The sequence below is a fragment of the Oceanicella sp. SM1341 genome (assembly GCF_003448965.1).
Classification (GTDB): Bacteria; Pseudomonadota; Alphaproteobacteria; order Rhodobacterales; family Rhodobacteraceae; genus Paroceanicella.
Map to the genome: position 1 here is coordinate 1 of NZ_QRGC01000021.1, position 17761 is coordinate 17761.

Here is a 17761-nt window from a genome sequence, read left to right on the forward strand (position 1 = left end):
GCTGCCGCCCGCCCCGCCGCCCGCGCCCGGGCCGGCGGAGACCCGGGTGATCGAGCGCGTGGTGCGCGAGGTGCCGGTGCCCGAGCCGGCAGCGCGGGCGCCGCGCGGGCCGCTCACCGCCGAGGCGGTGTCGAAGATCGGCAAGCTGCCGGAGCGCCGCCGCGCCCATACGCTCTTCGGGCAGAGGAGGCGCTGAGATGGCCACGCTCGACCTCTCGCTCGTCACCCTCACGCTGCGCAACCTGCTGCATGCCAACGTGCGCCGGCTGCTGGGCGGCGTGCCGCCCGACATGCTGCAGGTCACCACCATGCCGCCCGAGCAGGTGGAGGCCGGCACGCCGACGCTGAACCTCCACCTCTATGCCGTCCGTGAGGACCCGCATTTCCGCAACGCCGTGGGCCTGGCCGGTGCCGTGCCGCCCATCGCCGGCCAGCCGATGGCCCTGCGCCTCTACTACATCCTCACCCCGCACATGACCGTGTCCGAGCAGTTCGACGCCGAGACCCAGCAGCGGGTGATGGGCATGGCGCTCAAGACCTTCCACGACCACCCGGTGATCTCCGACACGCTGGCAGTGGCGCCGAACCCGGTGGAGGGCCCGCTCACGGTGATGGAGCCCGCGCTCGCCGGCGACGGCAACCGCATCGAGGTGTCGCTGCGCCCGATGGAGCCGGAGGAGGCGGTGAATTTCTGGGCCGCGGAGGACCAGCGCACCGCCCGGCTTTCGGCCTTCTACGAGGTGCGCACGGTGCTGATGGAGCCCGAGCAGCCGGCCTCGGCGCGCGGCACGGTGTTCGACGTGGGGATCTACGCCCGGGTATCGGCGGCGGCGCGCATCACCGGCTCGCGCGCGGTGCTGCCCTTCGAGATGCCGGCGCAGACCGGCTTCGGCGCCCGCGAGATCGCGGTCACCCCCGCCCGCGCCACCCTGCGCGCGCCGGCCACGCCCGGCCGCCCCCGGGTGCGGGTGAGCGGGCACAACCTCACCTCGGGCGATGCGCGGGCGGTGCGCATCCGCGCCTTCTCCTGGGACGCGGCGGAGGTGATCGACCCCGCGCTCAACCCCGACTGGGCCCTGGCGCTGGAGACCAACGAGATCAGCTTCGTCCCCCAGGCCGAGCTGAGGGTGGATGACGGCGCCGGCGGCGTTGCGGTGCGCGCCATCCGCCCCGGCGGCCACGAGATCGGCCTCGATGTCACCAGCTGGCGCGGGCAGGGCACCGCCCGGCTGGAGGCGCGCAGCGATGCCGGCACCGCCGTGATCGGCCTCGCGCCGCACATCACCGGCTTTTCCGGGCCGGACGGCAACGGCCGGCTGCGCCTCAACGTCGACCCGGTGGTCGACCTGCTCGCGCCGGGCACCTCCGTCACCCTCTCGGTCTCGGGGGAGATCTACGCCGCGGTGCCCGCGCTGCCCGCGCCGCCGGCCGACCGCGGGCTGTTCCGGCTCACCGCCGCCTCCCTGCGCTTCGGCCCGCTGTTCGACGCCGCGCAGCCCGGCGCCCACCCGGTGCGCCTCTCGGTGAACGGCGTGGAAGCGCAACCCTTCTGGGTGGAGGTCTGAATGCCCGACGGAACCCGCCAGCCGAGCCCCGAGACCGACGCCATCCGCATCACGCGCGACGTGGCCGCCCGGCTCGAGCGCTTCGCCGAGGCCGGGCCCGGCGCCGCCCTGCCGCCGCTCGACCTGCCCGATGGCCCGCGCGCCGTGCTCTGCGGGCTCTTCGGGCTGACCCCGGCGGAGCGCGCGCTGCTCGACCTGTGCGTGGCGGTCACGCTGGAGCCGGCGCTGGAGGAGCGGGTGTCCGGGCTGCAGGGCCGCCCCTGGCGCCCGCAGCCCACCGAGGCGCTGGCGCGCGCGCTTTACGGCCTGGCCCCCGGCGCGATCTGTCGCCCGGCCGGGGCGCTGGCGCGCTGGCAGCTGGTGCAGCCGCTGCCCGATCCCGCCGGCGCCGCGCCCGCCTTCCGCGCCGACGCGGCGGTGGCAGACTGGATGGACGGCCGCGCCGCACTCGACGACGGGCTCGTCGGCCTGTGCCGCCTGCCGGCGGAGCAGGGCCCGGTGCCGGACTGGCCGGTGGCCGAGACCGCCGCCGCCCTGCGCGCGCTCGCGGGGCAGGGCGGGCCGGTGCGACTGGTGCTCGTGGGGCCCCGGGGCAGCGGGCGGGCGGAATTCGCCGCCGCGGTCACCGCCGCCTTCGGCCACGGCGCGCTGGAAGTGGAGGGCGCGGGCCTGGCACCCGACCTGTGGCTGCGCGTGCAGCGTTTCGCCCTGCTCACCGGCCGGGTGCCGGTGTGGCGCGGGGTGCCGCCGGCCTGGCCCATGCTGCCCGAGGCCGCGCCGCTGCAATGCCTGCTGCTGGAGGACCGTGCCGCCGCCCCGCGAGATGGCGCGCTGGTGCTCGAGCGGCGCCAGCCCGCCCTCACCGCGGGCGCGCGGGCCGGCATCTGGCGCGCGCTCACCGGGCAGGCGCTGCCGATGGCGCTCGCCCGCGCGCCGCTGGCCGAGCTGCGCGGCATGGCGCCGCTCGCCGCCGTGCCGGGCGCGGTGGAGGGAGCGCTGCGCGAGCGCGCGCATCTCGAGCTCGCCGGGGCGGGCCGCGTGCTCAGCCCCCGGGTGGGGTGGGAGGACCTCGTGGTGTCCGACAGCCTTGCCGCCGCCCTGCGCGGCTTCACCGCCGAGGCGCGCCGGCAGGCCGCGCTGATGGCCGACCCGGACTTCCGGAGGCTGTTTGCGCGTGACGCCTCGCCCTCGGCTCTCTTCACCGGCCCGCCGGGCGTGGGCAAGACCATGGCGGCGGAATGCGTGGCGCGCGAGCTGGGCCTGCCGCTGCTGGTGGTCGATGTCTCGCGCACGCTGAGCAAGTACATCGGCGAGACCGCGAAGAACCTCAGCCGCATCTTCGACGAGGCCCGGCGCTTCGGCTGCCTGCTGTTCTTCGACGAGGCCGACGCCTGGTTCTCCCGCCGCACCGAGCTGAAGGACGCGCAGGACCGCCACGCCAACGCCGACACCGGCCACCTGCTGCAGCTGGTGGAGGCCTACGAGGGCTGCGTGATCCTCGGCACCAACCGGCGCGGGCATATCGACGAGGCCTTCCTGCGCCGCATCCGCCACGTGATCGAGTTTCCCCGCCCCGAGCGGGCTGAGCGGCTGCGCCTGTGGCAGGGGCTGGCGGAGCGGCTGTTCACGCCCGCCGAGCGCGCGGGGGCGGCGGAGGCGCTCGCCACCTGCGCCGAGCGCTTCCCCCTCACGCCCGCGCAGATCAAGGCGGCCCTGCTCACCGCGCGCTACGCGGCCGCGCCCGGCACGCCGCTCGATGCGAGCCTCCTGCTCGGCGCGGTGGCGCGCGAGCTGCGCAAGGAGGGGCGCGGCCTGCCGCCCGATCTCGCCACGCTGGCCGATGCCCGCATGCCCGTGACGCACAGGGAGAGACCCGATGTCGCCTGACGGATACCCCCGCTCGCCCCGGCTTTTCCCCGGCGCCTTCGTGCAGCTGCTGGAGGATATCGTGGGGCTGGTGCCCAACATCGTCGCCTTCCAGTACAACCCCGAGACGGTCACCCGCAGCCTGCAGCCCTGGAACCCGTTCGAGGTCGACCAGGCCGACCGCGGCGCCCAGGCCCCCACCGTGCAGCCCTATGCCCCGGAGGAGACCTTCAGCTTCACGCTCGACTACCACGCCGCCGACGGGATGGAGGCCGGCAACCCGCTTGCCACCGGCTTCGGCGTGCTGCCGCAGATCTCGGCCCTGCGCAAGCTCACCCAGCCCAGCGAGGGCCTGCTGGGCGATCTCGTGGCCTCCGCGAAGGCGCTCGCGGGAAACCCCGGCGCCGCCGCCACCCGGCCCACGGTGCCCATCACCCTGCTGATCCTCGGGCCGGGGCTGATCACCCCGGTGCGCCTCACCTCCATCTCGGTGGAGCAGAAACAGTTCAACCCGCTGCTCTACCCCATCCACGCCACCGTGGCGCTGGAGATGACCGTGCTCACCCCGGATGTCTTCAAGTGCCGCCACACCGTGGCGAATGACGCCGCCATCGCCTGCTACAACTTCACCCGCACGCAGGAGGACGCGCTGGCGCTGGCCAATATCGCCAACTCGGTGCTCGGCCTCGCCGGCCCCCTGCCGCTTTAGGAGCGCGCCATGTCCGTGTTCGACCCCGACAGCCGCTACGTCCGCTTCGCGAAGGTGGTCCCTGCGCGCGACAGGCGGGGCCGCGAGGTGCAGGCCCTCACCCCGGCCGAGATCCCCGCGCGCCCCGAGCTCGGCGAGCACCTGCGCCGCGAGGGCCAGCGGCTCGACCATCTCGCGGCGCATTACCTCGACCAGCCTGCCGGCTACTGGTGGCTGGTGCACCACAACGGCGTCCTCTCGGCCGACGTGCTGGCCGAGGCGCCGGTGATCCGCATCCCGGTGAAGGGCTGAGCCATGGGCTTCGGCGCCATCATCACCACGGGAGACGACAACCTCCCCCTGCCGGACAGCCTCGCGCAATGGCTCGCGGAGGTGCGGGTGGAGGAGGAGCTCTCGCGCCCCACCAAGTTCGCCCTGCGCTTCGAGGATGACCTGTGCGGCGACCGCCCGGCGGTGGAGGGCCGCCCCGAGATCGCGGCCAACGCCATGGTCTCGGTGCTGGTGCCCGACGGCAACGCGCTCGCCTGCCTGGTGCGCGGCCGCATCACCCGGGTGGAGAGCACGGCGCGGGTGGGGGGCGTGGGCTCCTCGCTCACCGCGCACGGCGAGTCGCGCAAGGTGGAGATGGACCGCGAGACCGTGCAGGCCACCTGGGAGGGGCAGGAGGCGCAGATCGTCACCTCCATCCTGCAGGGCTACGGCTTCGAGCCGAAAGTGGCCGATGTCACCACCCGCACCTACACCGCCGCCGAGCAGCTCAACCAGCGCGGCACCGACCTCGCGCTGCTCGACAAGATCGCCGGCGAGAACGGGGTGGAATTCTGGCTGAGCTACAAGGTGAGCCCGCCGCCGCCCCTGCCGCCGGGTGCCGGCTACGGCATCGAGGAGACGGCGCATTTCCGCATCTCGCCCGAGGTGCCCTCCGACACGCCCTTCGACATCGGCGAATTCTCCCTCACCCCGCTCGACGCCGACGCGCCCTCGCTGCGGGTGAGCGTGCCGGGGGATGACTGCCCGAACGTGAACCTGTTCCGCGCCCGGGTGGAGAGCGAGCGGCCGAACCGCGCGGTGGGTGCGGCCATCGACGCCGCGAGCGGCGAGACCGGCCGCACCGACACCAGTGCCGACCCCGCCACCGTGGCCGAGGGCCGCACGCTCGACGCGCTCGACGGCGTGACCCGCACCATCGTCACCTCCGGGCCGGGCGATGACGCCGACCAGTCGCGCCGCGACGCGGCCGCGCTGCGCGAGGCGTCGTGGTTCGTGGAGGCCACCGTCTCCACCTCGGCGCAACTGCTGAAGGGGCGGGTGATCCGCACCCACCAGGTGGTGAACGCGCGCGGCGCCGGCCCGCGCTTCTCCATCCCCTACCAGGCGAAGACCGTCACCCATGTCATCACCGCCGCCGACCACATGATGGACATGACCCTGCGCTCCAACGTGATCGGCGAGGAGGCCTGACATGCCGCGCGACGAGGATCTCTACGCAGCCCTGCAGGACCGGTTCTTCGGCAAGTACCGCGGCGAGGTAGTGAACAACACCGACCCCGAGAAACGCGGCCGGCTCGAGGTGCTGGTGCCCAACGTGATGGGCCCGCAGGCGGTCTGGGCGCTGCCCTGCGTGCCCTATGCGGGCCCGGGCGAGGGCTTCTTCGCCCTCCCCCCCGCGGGCGCCAAGCTCTGGGTGGAGTTCGAGGGCGGCGACACGAACTTCCCCGTCTGGACCGGCTGTTTCTGGGGCTCGGGCGAGATCGACGCGCCGGACGCGGGGCCGGCCGTGAAGTTCCTGCGCACCCCCGCCGCCACGGTGCGCATCGACGATGCCGCCGGCACCGTGACGGTGGAGACCACCGATGGCGCCCGCCTCACGCTTGGCGCCGGCGAGATCCGGCTCGAGGCGCCGCAGGTGACGCTGGAGGCGAACGGTGCGCGGCTGGTGCTCACCCCCGCCGGGCTCGACGTGATGAACGGCGCCTTCGCGGTGAACTGAGGAGAGGAGGACCACGGATGGCAAACCCGGTCGACAGCCTTCCCGGCGGCGTCTCCGACGCGCTCGGCATCCCGGCGAGCTCGAAGATCCCCGGAAACAGCCGCGTGCGCTCCGACACCGGCTTCCTCGGCGTGCTGACGGACGTGCCGGTGTTCGGCGCCCCCACCGCCACCGGGCAATGGATCGTCGGCGCCGCGCGCTGCCGGGCAGGGGGCATCCCCCTCGTCACCCAGGCCTCGGCGGGCATCGGCATCGCGGCCACCGCGCCGCTGCCGCCCTCCACCGGGCCGATCCGGGTGCAGATCCCCTCTGCGCGGGTGAGGGCGCTATGAGCGGCTTCCGGGTGCAGAACGCCATGCGCTTTCCCTTCGCGGTCCACGTGGCGGGCGGGCGCATCCGCGAGGAGGCGGATTACGAGGAATACATCCGCCAGCTCATCCGCCAGGTGCTGCTCACCAACCCCGGCGAGCGGGTGAACCGGCCGCAGTTCGGCTGCGAGCTGCGCCGGCTGCTCTTCGCCCCGCTCAACCCCGCGGCGGCCACCTACGTGCGCACGCTGGTGTTCCAGGCGCTCACCCGCTGGCTGTCGCAGTTCATCCGCCCCGAGCGCATCGAGGTGCGGGTGAACGAGAGCCGCCTCGACGTGGAGGTGGAATACACCGTGATCGCCCGGGGCGAGCGGCGCTTCCTCAACGTGGAGCTGAGCCTGTGATGCCCGACCGTCGCGCCCTCCTGTGTCAGCAGCCAGCGCCCCCGGCCCTCACCGGCATCGACTTCGTGCAGGTGCTCGACCACACGGTGCAGACCGTGCTGCGGGTGTTCTTCATCATCGACCCCGACCGGCTGGAGACCCCCGGCACCGGCCTGCCGGCCATCCCCGAGGCGGCCGCCTTCGGCCCGGCCGATCTCTCCGCCCTCTCCCTCGCCTCCACCGCCGGCGGCGCGGAGGTGGAGATCCTGCGCGCCGACTGGCTGAGCGTCACGGTCGACGGCCTCGCCCGCACCGTGCTGGAGATCGAGGTGGAGGCGCCGGGCGATTTCACCCTCTACCGCGTGGCCCTCGACCACCCGGGTGTCGACCGCTTCTTCGCCGCCGCCACCTTCAGCTTCAAGCAGGCCTGCCCCACCGGGCTCGACTGCAAGGGCTGCTGCCACTGCAGCCCGGAGGCGCTGCGCGACGTGGCGGTGGACTATCTCGCGCGGGACTGGTCGAGCCTGCGCCGCGCGCTGCTCGATTTCGCCGCCGCCGAGTTCCCCGAGTGGGAGCACCGGGTGGAAGCCGACCAGGCGATGATGCTGCTCGAGATCCTCGCCGCCCTCGGCGACGAGTTCGCCTACCTGCAGGACGCCTATGCCCTCGAGGCCACGCTTGCCACCGCGAGCCAGACCCAGAGCGTGCTCGACCTCGCACGCCTGGTCGACTACGCGCCGGACCGGGGGGCTGCCGCCACCACCCCGCTCCTCCTCACCCTCGGCCCCGGGGCGGAGCGCTGGTCCGAGCCGGGCGACCCGCGCCAGGCCATCGCCCCCGATCTCGCCTTCGCCGCGCGCGAGGATGTGGGCGCCATCCCCTTCCGCCTCGCCGAGCGGGTGTTCCTGCACCCGGCGTGGAACGCGGCCCCGCTCTACCAGCCCGACAGCGGCACGCCCTGCCTGCCCGCCGGTGCCACCGAAGCCTGGCTGAGCATCGCGCCGCCCGTGGCGGGCCAGCTCCCCCCCGAGGTGGTCTTCGCCGATCCCGCCGACATCTGGCTCGGCCGCCGCGCGGTGCTGCGCTCCGGCCTCGGCCGGCCGGAGGAGCCGGACCGCGCCCATGCCCTCACCATCACCGAGGTCGAGGGCTGGACCGACCCGCTCGACCCCGCGTCCGCCCCGCTCACCCGCATCGCCTGGGCCGAGCCCTTGCCCTTCCAGGTGCCGGTGGCCTTCGCCGCCGTGTATCTCAACGCGGTGGAGGCCGAGGCGGGCGAGACGGTGGAGGAGACCTTCCGCATCGGCCCGGACAGCGCGCTCGCACAGCGCTTCGCCGGGGCCGACGCGGGCCAGATGCGCGCCCTCACCGCTCTGCCACGCGCCACCGAGCGGCAGGGCGCCTGCTCGGGCGGGCAGCGCGGCCGGGTGCTGCGCTACGGGCTGCTGGAAAGCCCGGTCGCCGGCCTCTCTTGGCGCGGGCAGGCGCCGGTGCTCACCCTGCTGGAGATCACCCCCGATCTCTCGCTGCCGCAGGTGGTGGATTTCGCGCCCGACCCCGCCTCCGAGCTCTGGGACTTCACGCCCCGCATCACCGACGCCGACGCCGAGGACCGCGCCTTCACGGTGGAGGCCGGGCTCTGGCGCGAGGTGCTGCGCTTCCGCCGCCCGGCGGGCGACGTGGTGCACCGCGACTACGCGGGCGACGCCGGCTTCTCCCTGCGCTTCGGCGACCGCGATTTCGGCATTGCCCCGGCGGACGGCACGGTGTTCCGCGCGATATACCTCTCGGCCCCCGGCCTCGCGGCGAACCTGCCGGCCGACACCATCACCCGCACCGCCCGGCCCGGCGGCGACGGCACGCCCACGCTGCCGGGCGTGACGGCGGTCACGAACCCGTTCCCGGTCACCTCCGCCCGCGCGCCCGAGAGCGTGGAGAGCATCCGCGCCAACGCCCCCGAGGCCTGGCGCGCCGTGCTGCTGCGCGCCGTGCGCCCGGAGGATTACCGCGAGATCCTCGGCCGCAGGCCCGACCTGCAGGCCGCCCGCGCCACCCCGCGCTTCACCGGCAGCTGGACCACGGATTTCGTCTCGGTCGACCCCGTGGGCGCACAAACCCTCTCGCCCGCCCTGCGCGCGAGCGTGGAGGCGGAGATCGACTGCATCCGCCAGGCCGGCCGGCAGGTGTGCCTGCGCGACGCGCACTACCTGGCGCTGGACATCCGCATCGAGGTCTGCGCCGCGCCCGAGGCCTCCAACAGCCGGCTGGTGCGGCGCATCACCCGCGCGCTCGCTGATTTCCGCGACGCATCCGCCTTCTTCCACCCCGACCGGCTCAGCTTCGGTGACGATCTCCTGCGCTCGCGCCTCATCGCCCGGGTGCATGCGGTGGAGGGGGTGCGGGCGGTGGAATCGGTGCAGGTCCGCCGCCGCGGCCTGCATGGGTTCCGCGAGCTCGAGGCGGTGCTTCCCGTGGCCCCCCACCAGATCCTGCAACTCTCGAACGACCCCGCCCACCCGGAGCGCGGCCATCTCGAGGTCAGCGTACACGGAGGCGGATGATGCCCACCTGTCCCTGCGACGCCCACCCGCCCGACACCTGCCCGGAGATCCCCGCCGGGCTCACCGACCTGCCGCTGCCCGCCACGGGCTTCCCCGAGTTCCGCCGCGCCATGCTCGAGGACATCGCCGGGCGCCCCGCGCTCTCGGGCTGGTCGGCGGAGGCGGAGCAGGATCTGGGCGTGATGCTGCTGGAGATGTGGGCCTATGTGCTCGACATCACCCGCTTCTACGACGCGCGCATCACCGGGGAATTCTACCTGCCCACCGCGCAGCGCCGGCTGAGCGCGGAGCGGCTGGTGCGCCTGCTGGGCTACCAACCGCGCCCGGCGCTGAGCGCGCGGGTGTGGCTGGCGGCCGAGGCGGGGGGCACGGGCGCGCTGCCGCTGCCGGTGGGCACCGCCTTCCGCTCCGAGGCCTTCGGCGACGAGCCGCCGCAGGTGTTCTCGCTCACCGAGGCGCAGGAGATCCGCCCCGAGCGCAACGGCTGGGCCCTGCGCCCGGTGCCGGGCAGCAGCTTTCCCGGCCGGCTGCTGGCCGGGGCGGGGGATGCCGGCCTGCCGAAAAGCGGCGTGGTGGCCTTTCGCGTGGGGAGCGAGGCGGTGCATGCGGGCCGCATCGTCGGCACCCGCACCCTCACCGGCCCCGACGGCGCGCGCTACCGCGAGACCGAGCTGGAGGAGGGCACAGGCCCGCTCGCCGGCCGGGCCGTGGCCGACATCCGCCAGCGCCTGATGGGGCTTGAGGCCGGGCCCACCGCCTTCGGCGACGGTGTCTCGGGCGGCGCACTGGTGCTCGACGGGCTCTACCCGCAGCTGCGCCCCGGCCAGATCGCGGTTCTGGAAACGGGCGGCACGCTCTACCCGTTCATCATCCCCGATGCCGGCGTCTCCACCAAGGCGGTGGTGGTGGGCCGCACGCCGGCGCTGAGCGAGCCGGAGGTGCCCGCGCAGGACATCACCGCGCCTGCGAGCACCGTGGCGCTCCCCTCCGGCTTCGCGCCCGTGCCCGGCGCCACTGCGCGCTGGCGGCTGCATTTCAACCCGCTGCGGGCCGGCCGGCCGGCCGCACCTGCGCGCACGCAGCTCTCCCAGCCCGATCTCGGCGCCGGCATGGCGCTGGAGATGCCGGCCCGCCCGGGGGGGCAGGCGCTCTCCGGCCCCTTCGTGCTGCAGGGCGAGGCGCCGCGCGGCGTGCTCGTCTCCGGCCAGGTCACCACCGACCCGGTGACCGGCGAGGCGCGCTTCTCCCCCGGCACCGGCATCGCCGCCTTCCCCGACGCCCTGCGCGCGCCCTTCCGGCTGCGCGGCAACCTCGTGCGCGCCGTGCGCGGCGAGCGGGTGGCGGGCGAGGTGATCGGCTCGGCCGACGCGGGTGCTGCTCTCAACCGCTTCCGGCTGAAGAGGAAACCGCTCTCCTGGGTGGAAGACGGCAGCGCCCCCGGCGGCATCCGCCCGCTGCTCGAGGTGCGGGTGAACGGCGTGCTCTGGGCCCGCGTGCCCACGCTCTACGCCGCCGGCCCGGCCGACCGGGTGTACATGCTGGAGACGGAGGAGGACGGCGCCACCCATGTGCGCTTCGGCGACGGCCGGCGCGGCGCCGTGCCCGAGACCGGGCAGGGCAATGTCACCGCCACCTACCAGCACGGCGCGGGGGCCGCGAAGCCCCCCCCCGGCAGCATCCGCCAGATCGTGAAGCCGCCCAGGGGGCTCGAGCGGGTCGTGAACCCGCTCCCCGCCGAGGGCGGGCGCGACGCGGAGACGGCCGAGGAGCTGAAGCGCAACGCCCCCGCGGCCGCGCTCACCCTCGGCCGGGCGGTCTCGGTGCAGGATTTCGCCGCACTGGCGCGCAGCTTCGCGGGGGTGGTGAACCTCTCCGCCGGCTGGGCCTGGGACCCGCGCCGCCAGCGCGCCCTCGTCTCCATCCGGGTGATCGGCGACGCGGAGGACGGCTCGGGGGTCGACACCGTGGCCCTCGAGCGCTGGCTCGCCGGGCAGGCCGCGCCCGATACCCCGGTGCGCGTGCAGCCGGCGGTGGCCGATGCGCATGCCCTCGCCCTCAGCCTCGCCGTGCGCCCCGATCACGAGGCGGCGACCGTGCGCGCCGCGGTGCGCGATGCGCTCTTCGACATGCTCTCGCCCGCGCGGGTGGAGGTGGGCGGCGTGCTCTACCGCTCGCGCCTGATCGCCGCCGCACAGGGCGTGCCGGGGGTGGAGGCGGTGACCGCGCTGCGCCTCGACGGTGCCGAGCTCGCCTGGGCGCTGCGCGTGCAGGCCGGGCATTACCCGCGGTTCCACAGCGTGACGGTGAGCTGAGATGACCCTCCACACCCTCCCCGACACCACCCCCGCCGACGACGGTTTCGAGGCCTTCTACGCCGAGAAGATCTGGGCGCTTGTCCCCGGCCTCTACCGCGACGAGGACGCCCGCAGCCGCACCCCCGGGGCCCTGCGCGCGCTGGTGGAGGTGCTGGCGGGCCAGGCGGCGGCCGAGCGGCGCAGCATCGAGCGGCTGCGGGCCGACGCGCAGGTGACCGATTGCGATGACTGGGCGCTGCCCTACATCGGCGCGCTGCTCGCCACCCGCCTCGTCTCCGAGCTCAACGGCGCGGGGCGGCGCAACGACGTGCTCAACACCATCCGCTACCGCAGGTTGGGCGGCACGCTGCGCCTGCTGCCGCTGCTCGCCGACGACATCGCCGGCTGGGACGCCGCCGCCTCCGAGGGCTGGAAGCGCCTGTTCCGCCTGCCGCACGGGCTCGACTGCCCGGCGCCCGAGGGGCCCAGCACCGGCAGCCCGCAGCACGGGCTTCCCCGCATCGGCCGCGGTCGCCCGGCCGAGCTTGCCGGCACGGCGTGGGACGAGTTTGCCCGTTTCCCCGATGTCCGCCGCCTGCGCGGCGAAAAGGGGCGCTACGGCATCGCCAAGGTGAACCTGCACATCTACCGCCAGTTCGCCTTCCGGGTGCTGCGCGGCACGCCGCACCGGCTCGACGACCGGCACTACACCGCCGACCCCTCGGGCCGCGACATCGCCCTGTTCCGCCCCGGCCGCCCGCTCACCGGGGGTTGCCGGCAGGGGGCGGAATGGGAGCTGCGCGGGCCGATCTCCTGCGGGCTCATCAACGAGGCAGGTTACCGCCCGGGCCCGGAGGCCGCCGCCGCCTCCATCGGCGCGGGCCTGCTCGCGGTGGCGGGCGAGACCTTCCACGGCGCCGCGGCGCTGGTGGCGCGGGCCGAGCACATCAACGGCGCGCCCCTCACCGCCGCCGAGGGCCGGGGGCTGCTCGAACACGCGCTGCTCGAGGCCTCCGCCCGCGCCCAGCTCCTGCCCGACGCGCTGGCGCTTGCCATCGGCACCGACCCCGAGGACACCCTGCCGAGGCCGGACCTGATGGGCGGCGACCTCTCGGCCTGGGAGAGCCTCGACCCCGCGCCCTGGCCCTGGGTGCGCGCCGTGGTCGACCCCGCCCGCGGCCGCATCTGGCTTGCCGAGGCGCCGGGCGCGGAGGCGGCGCTGCACCTCACGCGCCATCACTACGGCCTGTTCGCCCCGCTCGGCGCCGGCACGCATGAGCGCGGCGCGGGCCTCGCGCGCGAGGGCCTCACGCCCTTGCCCGACCCCGCGCCTGCCGACAATGACCCCGGCCCGGTGCCCGGCCTGCGCCTGCCCGGCGCGCCCGGGCCCGGCGCGCCGGCGGGGCAGGGGGCGTACCAGGTGAACGACAGCCGCACGCATGTGCACCTCGCCGCCCCCGGCCTCACCCTCACCGGCGATCTCACGCTGCAGGCGGCCAACGGCGAGCGGCCCTACCTGCGCCTGCCGCTGGAGCCGGGCACGAGCCGCTGGGAGATCGAGGGACAGGGCGGCGCCCTCACCCTCGACGGCCTCTGGCTGGGTCTCTTCCCCGACGGCCACGGGCCCGTGGCCGACCCCGCGCCGCCCGTGGGCTGCGCGCTCGTGCTCTCGGGCAGCTTCGACACCGTCACCCTGCGCCACATGACGCTCGACCCCGGCGGCGCGCGCGCCCGCATCGCCCCGGGCCTCACCGAGGTCATCCCCGCCGTCACCCTGCTGGTGGAAGGCGCGGTGGGGCGGCTGGTGATCGAAAGCAGCATCCTCGGGCCGCTGGAGGAGAGCCTGCTCGCGGGCTCGCCCTGTGCGGCGAGGGAGATCTGCATCTCCGACAGCGTGCTGGTGGGGGGCGCGGACGGCGTGGCGATCCGCACCCGCTACGCCGCCCTGAGTCTCGCGCGCAGCACGGTGCTCGGCGCGGTCTCGGCGGCGCGGCTGATGGTGGAGGACAGCATCGTGCAGGGCACGCTCGGCGCACAGGACGCGCAGGGCAGCTGCGTGCGCTACTCCGCCGCCGTGGAGACCGCCACCGCCGGCATCCCCAACGCCTACCGCTGCCTGGCCTTCCCGGGTGCGATGCCCGACCACCTGTTCGTCTCGCGCCGCTTCGGCGACGCGGGCTTCGCCCAGCTCTCCGCCACCGCGCCCGAGGCCCTGCGCCGCGGCGCGGAGAGCACCTCCGAGATGGGCGTGTTCCACGATGCCATCGACGCGGTGAAACGCGACGACCTGATCCGCAAGCTCGCCGAATTCAGCCCGGTGAGCGTGATCCCCCAGCTCATTTTCGAGACGTAAAGGAGAGCGGCCATGCTGTCCCTCGACCTGTCCAGAGACTCGTTCCAGCGCCCGAAGAACTTCACCGGCATGCGCTGGCAACAGGGACGCATCCCGCTCGACTCGGAGATGAACGAGGGTGCCGACATCGCCGCCGAGGAGCTGCGCCGCGCCATCCGCGACGTGATCTGCGCCTCCGGCACCCCCGATGACGGCTTCCGCGTCTCCGCCCCGCGGGTGACGGACGGCGCCATCGACTTCGACATCGCCCGCGGCACCTACTACATCGGCGGCCTGCGCTACGACATGCTGGCGCCCGCGCGCTTCCTCGCCCAGCCGGACTGGCTGCAGCTGCCCCTCGACCTCGCGCCGCTGCCCGCCCCGCCGCAGGGCGGCACGCGGAGCGATTTCGTCTATCTCGAGGGCTGGGAGCAGGATGTCTCGGCCACGGAGGACGCGGAGCTCTTCGAGCGCGCCCTCGGCTCGGGCGCCGATGGCGCGGGCCGGCGCAGGCGGCTTGCCCGCGTGCATCTCGTGCCCGGCAGTGCCGACACCTGCGCACAGGCGCTGGCGGATGTGCGCGGCGCGCTGCAGACCGACCCGGTGACCGGCGCGCTTGTCTCCGGCGCGGGGCTCACGGTGGGGTTCACCGACGAGGGTCTGGAGGAAAACCTCTGCGCGCCGCAGACCCAGGGCGGCTACCTCGGTGCCGAGAACGAGAGCTTCCGCGTGCAGCTCACCGCGCCGGACCGCTTCATCTGGGGGCGGGACAATGCAGCCCCCCTCTACCGCGTGCAGCTCGCGCCCGTCGACCCGCCGGCCGACGCCCCGCCGGGCACCCCGGCGCAGACCCGGGTCACCTTCCTCACCCGCCCGCGCGACGCGGTGAGCCAGCCGCTCGCCGGCCAGGCGGTGGAGCTGATGCGCTGGACCACGCGCCTGCCCGACGGCGAGAAACTGGCCGAGCCCATCGGCACCCTCGCCACCGTCGCCACCGACTATTCGCCCGAGGAGGGCACGCTGCTCATCGACCACGTGCTCGACCCCGGCTGGACCGACTGGTTCACCGGCGCGGGCGCGGGCAGCGAAAACCCGCTCGATGACCCGGACATGGCGACGTATTTCTACCTCCGCGTCTGGAGCGGCGGCTCGGGCGAGGCCGGCGCGCCGGACCATCTCATCACGCCGGGGCCCATCGCCCTCGGCACCACCGGGCTGGAGGTGAGCTTCGCCCCCGCCCTCGCCCCCGGCAGCTTCGGCGTGGCGGGGGAGTTCTGGGTGGTCGCCGCCCGGCCGAACGCGCCGGACGTGGTGACGCCCTGGCGTCTGCTGGAGCCGGGCGCGGAAACCCCGCCGCCCGCACCCCCCATGGGCCCGCTGCGCCACCTCGCCGCCCTCGGCATCATCAGCTGGACCGCGGTGGCGGGCGGGGCCGTGCAGGCCACCGTTTCCGACTGCCGCGAGCGCTTCCGCAAGCTGTGCATGCAGCCCACCTGCTGCGAGGTGACCGTGGGCGACGGCATGCGCAGCCACGGCGACGTGAACTCCATCGCCGAGGCGCTGGCCCGCCTGCCGGCCTCGGGCGGCAAGATCTGCCTGCTGCGCGGCCGGCACACCGCGAGCGTGGAGATCACGGGGCGCAGCGACATCCGCATCTCCGGCTGCGGGCCCGAGACCCTGTGGCTGGCCGACGAGAGCCAGGACGACTTCCCCGCCGCCCTGCGCCTCACCGGCTGCGCGCGCATCACCCTGAGCGATTTCGAGATGGAGGCCGAGGCGGGCGACGCGGTGCTGATCGGCGCGCGCGAGGGCGAGAGCGCGGAGGAGGCGCGCTGCACCGACGTGACCTTGCGCAACCTCGCCCTGCGCGGCCGCGACGCCTCGGTGCTCTGGCTCAACGGCTGCGACGGGCTCACGCTCGAGCACTGCCGCATCACCCAGCGCGAGCTCACCGCCGCGCGCACGGAAGACACCGCGGCGGGCACCGACCCCGCGGTCTTCGCCCTGGGCGACGGGCTCACGGTGGAGCGCTGCGAGGTGACGGTGGACCTCGCCATCCCGGCCGAGCGCCGGCCGCTGGGCGGCATCACCATCGGCGGCACCTCCACCCACGTGGCCTTGCGCGAAAACCGCATCACCGGCGGCAAGGGCCACGGCATCACGCTCGGCCATATCGAATGGGTGGCGCAGGACGGCGGCTTCACCGGGGTCTGGACCTTCGGCGGCGGCTTCACCGTCACCCCCGCGGGCTGCCTCGTGCCGGGCTGGTACCCGATCCCGCCGCGCCTCACCATCGACATCCCCGAGCGGCTCGACCCGGTCTCGGGCGGCGAGATCCGCGACATCGACATTGCCGGAAACCTCATCGCCGACATGGGGCTGAGCGGCATCTCGGTGGCGCATTTCTTCGACCTCGAGACGGCGCCCGACTTCATCACCGTCGCGCGCGCCCGCATCCGCGACAACGAGATCACCCGCTGCCTGCGCACCGACCTCGACACGCCGCCGCTGGCGCTGCGCTACTTCATGGGCCACGGCGGCATCGCGCTCGCGGCCTGCGAGCTGATCGAGATCGCGGGCAACCGCATCCATGCCAACGCGACAGACCTGGCCGCGCCGAACTGCGGCATCTTCCTGCTGCTGGCCTCGGGCGCGGTGATCCGCGACAACCGCATCCACGACAACGGCGCGCGGGCCGCCCGCGGCACGGTGCTCGACCCCGGGCGGCGCGGCGGGGTGAACATCGGCTGGTGCGTCACCTACGCGGGCGAGGACACCGACGCGGACGCCGCCGCCGCCCCGCCGCGCATGGCCGCCCTCGAGATGTCGGGCAATTTCGTCGACAGCGGCCACGGCCCGGCGCTGAAGCTCGTCGCCCTCGGCCCGGTGCGGGTGTGCGACAACCGGCTGGTGGGGGCGGGCACCTCGGCGCCCGAGCTCGCGCTGCTGGGCTTCCGCCTCAGCCTCGACGCCTCGATGAGCGGGCTTCTCGGCGTGATCGCGGCTCTCATCGCGCTCGACCCCGTGGTGCGGCGCGACTTCGCGGAGGACAGCCTCGCCCTCACCGAGCTCTTCATCGCCGCCCTCGGCGGCAACGCGGTGTCGATCTTCAACCTCGCCTTCCTCGAGGAACTCACCGGCGGCCTCGACGACGGCCCGCAGGAGCAGAGCCCCCTCGCGGTGGGCGGCGAGACCATGTTCGACGCAAACCAGGTGAGCTTCCGCCCGCACGGGCTGGAGGCGGCGAGCAGCGTCTCCTCCGTGCTGGTGGCGAGCCTCGACGACGTGTCGGTGTCCAACAACCAGCTCGAATGCGAGACCGGCTTCGACATGGTGCTGACCAACGCCTTCGCCCTCGGCGCCTCGGTGCGCATGCTGGGCAACCGGCTGCAGGAGCAGCTCGGCCGCACCCTGTTCTCCGGCTACACCCACGGCCTGCTGCTCAACACCACCGCGATGAACCAGGGCACGCATTGCTTTGCCATCACCACGCTCGGCACCCCGAGCACGCTCAACCGGGTGGCGGCGGCCAACCTCTCGCTCATCGACCAGTTCGCGCTCGGCGACAACCGCTTCTGCCCGCTGCTGCTCGACTATCTCGACGATATCGGCGGCGGCGACGGGCAGGGCGACATCACCATCACCAACGATTTCGTCTCCATCCCCGGCGGCGGGCACACGGCCTATCCCGGCCGGTCGAGCTGGGGGCGGATGAGCTACACCACGACCATGCGGCGCGCCTGAGCGGCCGGG

At 74.4% G+C, this 17761-nt stretch carries 13 protein-coding genes; all 13 read left to right on the forward strand.

The window, feature by feature from the left end:
* On the forward strand, positions 1–196 hold a 196-nt coding region (locus tag D3P35_RS17340; RefSeq protein ID WP_198670674.1), incomplete at its 5' end, for a hypothetical protein.
* A gap of 1 nt (position 197) precedes the next feature.
* Positions 198–1565: a DUF4255 domain-containing protein gene (locus tag D3P35_RS17345; RefSeq protein ID WP_118136096.1), complete on the forward strand. Its 1368-nt coding sequence runs from the start codon at positions 198–200 to the stop codon at positions 1563–1565.
* A complete protein-coding gene (locus D3P35_RS17350) occupies positions 1566–3452 on the forward strand; it encodes an ATP-binding protein (protein ID WP_118136098.1) in 1887 nt (628 codons plus the stop codon). It abuts the gene before it with no gap.
* Entirely contained in the window at positions 3442–4140 is a 699-nt protein-coding gene (locus D3P35_RS17355) for a hypothetical protein (RefSeq protein WP_118136100.1), read from the forward strand. The genes D3P35_RS17350 and D3P35_RS17355 overlap by 11 nt, the downstream gene beginning before the upstream one ends.
* 9 nt (positions 4141–4149) lie before the next feature.
* Positions 4150–4431, forward strand: coding sequence for a hypothetical protein (locus D3P35_RS17360; protein ID WP_118136102.1), 282 nt, complete (start codon positions 4150–4152; stop codon positions 4429–4431).
* Between the two features lie 3 nt (positions 4432–4434).
* Positions 4435–5601, forward strand: coding sequence for a hypothetical protein (locus D3P35_RS17365; protein WP_118136104.1), 1167 nt, complete (start codon positions 4435–4437; stop codon positions 5599–5601).
* A gap of 1 nt (position 5602) precedes the next feature.
* On the forward strand, positions 5603–6130 hold the full coding sequence (locus D3P35_RS17370) for a phage baseplate assembly protein V (RefSeq protein ID WP_118136106.1): 528 nt from the start codon (positions 5603–5605) through the stop codon (positions 6128–6130).
* A 17-nt stretch (positions 6131–6147) separates the two neighbouring features.
* Positions 6148–6462 carry a hypothetical protein gene (locus tag D3P35_RS17375; protein WP_118136108.1) on the forward strand — a complete coding sequence of 105 codons (315 nt, stop codon included), beginning with the start codon at positions 6148–6150 and terminating at the stop codon, positions 6460–6462.
* Positions 6459–6842, forward strand: a complete 384-nt coding sequence (locus tag D3P35_RS17380; protein WP_198670675.1) for a GPW/gp25 family protein — start codon at positions 6459–6461, stop codon at positions 6840–6842. The genes D3P35_RS17375 and D3P35_RS17380 overlap by 4 nt, the downstream gene beginning before the upstream one ends.
* Entirely contained in the window at positions 6842–9382 is a 2541-nt protein-coding gene (locus tag D3P35_RS17385; RefSeq protein ID WP_118136110.1) for a hypothetical protein, read from the forward strand. Before D3P35_RS17380 ends, D3P35_RS17385 begins: the two co-directional genes overlap by 1 nt.
* Positions 9382–11694: a baseplate J/gp47 family protein gene (locus D3P35_RS17390; protein ID WP_118136112.1), complete on the forward strand. Its 2313-nt coding sequence runs from the start codon at positions 9382–9384 to the stop codon at positions 11692–11694. The genes D3P35_RS17385 and D3P35_RS17390 overlap by 1 nt, the downstream gene beginning before the upstream one ends.
* Position 11695: 1 nt before the next feature.
* Positions 11696–14029: a hypothetical protein gene (locus D3P35_RS17395; protein WP_118136114.1), complete on the forward strand. Its 2334-nt coding sequence runs from the start codon at positions 11696–11698 to the stop codon at positions 14027–14029.
* A 12-nt stretch (positions 14030–14041) separates the two neighbouring features.
* Complete coding sequence (locus tag D3P35_RS17400) at positions 14042–17752, forward strand: right-handed parallel beta-helix repeat-containing protein (protein WP_118136116.1); 3711 nt, start codon at positions 14042–14044, stop codon at positions 17750–17752.
* The last annotated feature ends 9 nt before the right edge of the window (positions 17753–17761 follow it).

Bases quoted from the DNA above. Each gene is read 5' to 3' on its own strand.
- D3P35_RS17345 (WP_118136096.1), top strand. From the start codon at position 198: ATGGCCACGCTCGACCTCTCGCTCGTCACCCTCACGCTGCGCAACCTG.
- D3P35_RS17350 (WP_118136098.1), top strand. From the start codon at position 1,566: ATGCCCGACGGAACCCGCCAGCCGAGCCCCGAGACCGACGCCATCCGC.
- D3P35_RS17355 (WP_118136100.1), top strand. From the start codon at position 3,442: ATGTCGCCTGACGGATACCCCCGCTCGCCCCGGCTTTTCCCCGGCGCC.
- D3P35_RS17360 (WP_118136102.1), top strand. From the start codon at position 4,150: ATGTCCGTGTTCGACCCCGACAGCCGCTACGTCCGCTTCGCGAAGGTG.
- D3P35_RS17365 (WP_118136104.1), top strand. From the start codon at position 4,435: ATGGGCTTCGGCGCCATCATCACCACGGGAGACGACAACCTCCCCCTG.
- D3P35_RS17370 (WP_118136106.1), top strand. From the start codon at position 5,603: ATGCCGCGCGACGAGGATCTCTACGCAGCCCTGCAGGACCGGTTCTTC.
- D3P35_RS17375 (WP_118136108.1), top strand. From the start codon at position 6,148: ATGGCAAACCCGGTCGACAGCCTTCCCGGCGGCGTCTCCGACGCGCTC.
- D3P35_RS17380 (WP_198670675.1), top strand. From the start codon at position 6,459: ATGAGCGGCTTCCGGGTGCAGAACGCCATGCGCTTTCCCTTCGCGGTC.
- D3P35_RS17385 (WP_118136110.1), top strand. From the start codon at position 6,842: ATGCCCGACCGTCGCGCCCTCCTGTGTCAGCAGCCAGCGCCCCCGGCC.
- D3P35_RS17390 (WP_118136112.1), top strand. From the start codon at position 9,382: ATGCCCACCTGTCCCTGCGACGCCCACCCGCCCGACACCTGCCCGGAG.
- D3P35_RS17395 (WP_118136114.1), top strand. From the start codon at position 11,696: ATGACCCTCCACACCCTCCCCGACACCACCCCCGCCGACGACGGTTTC.
- D3P35_RS17400 (WP_118136116.1), top strand. From the start codon at position 14,042: ATGCTGTCCCTCGACCTGTCCAGAGACTCGTTCCAGCGCCCGAAGAAC.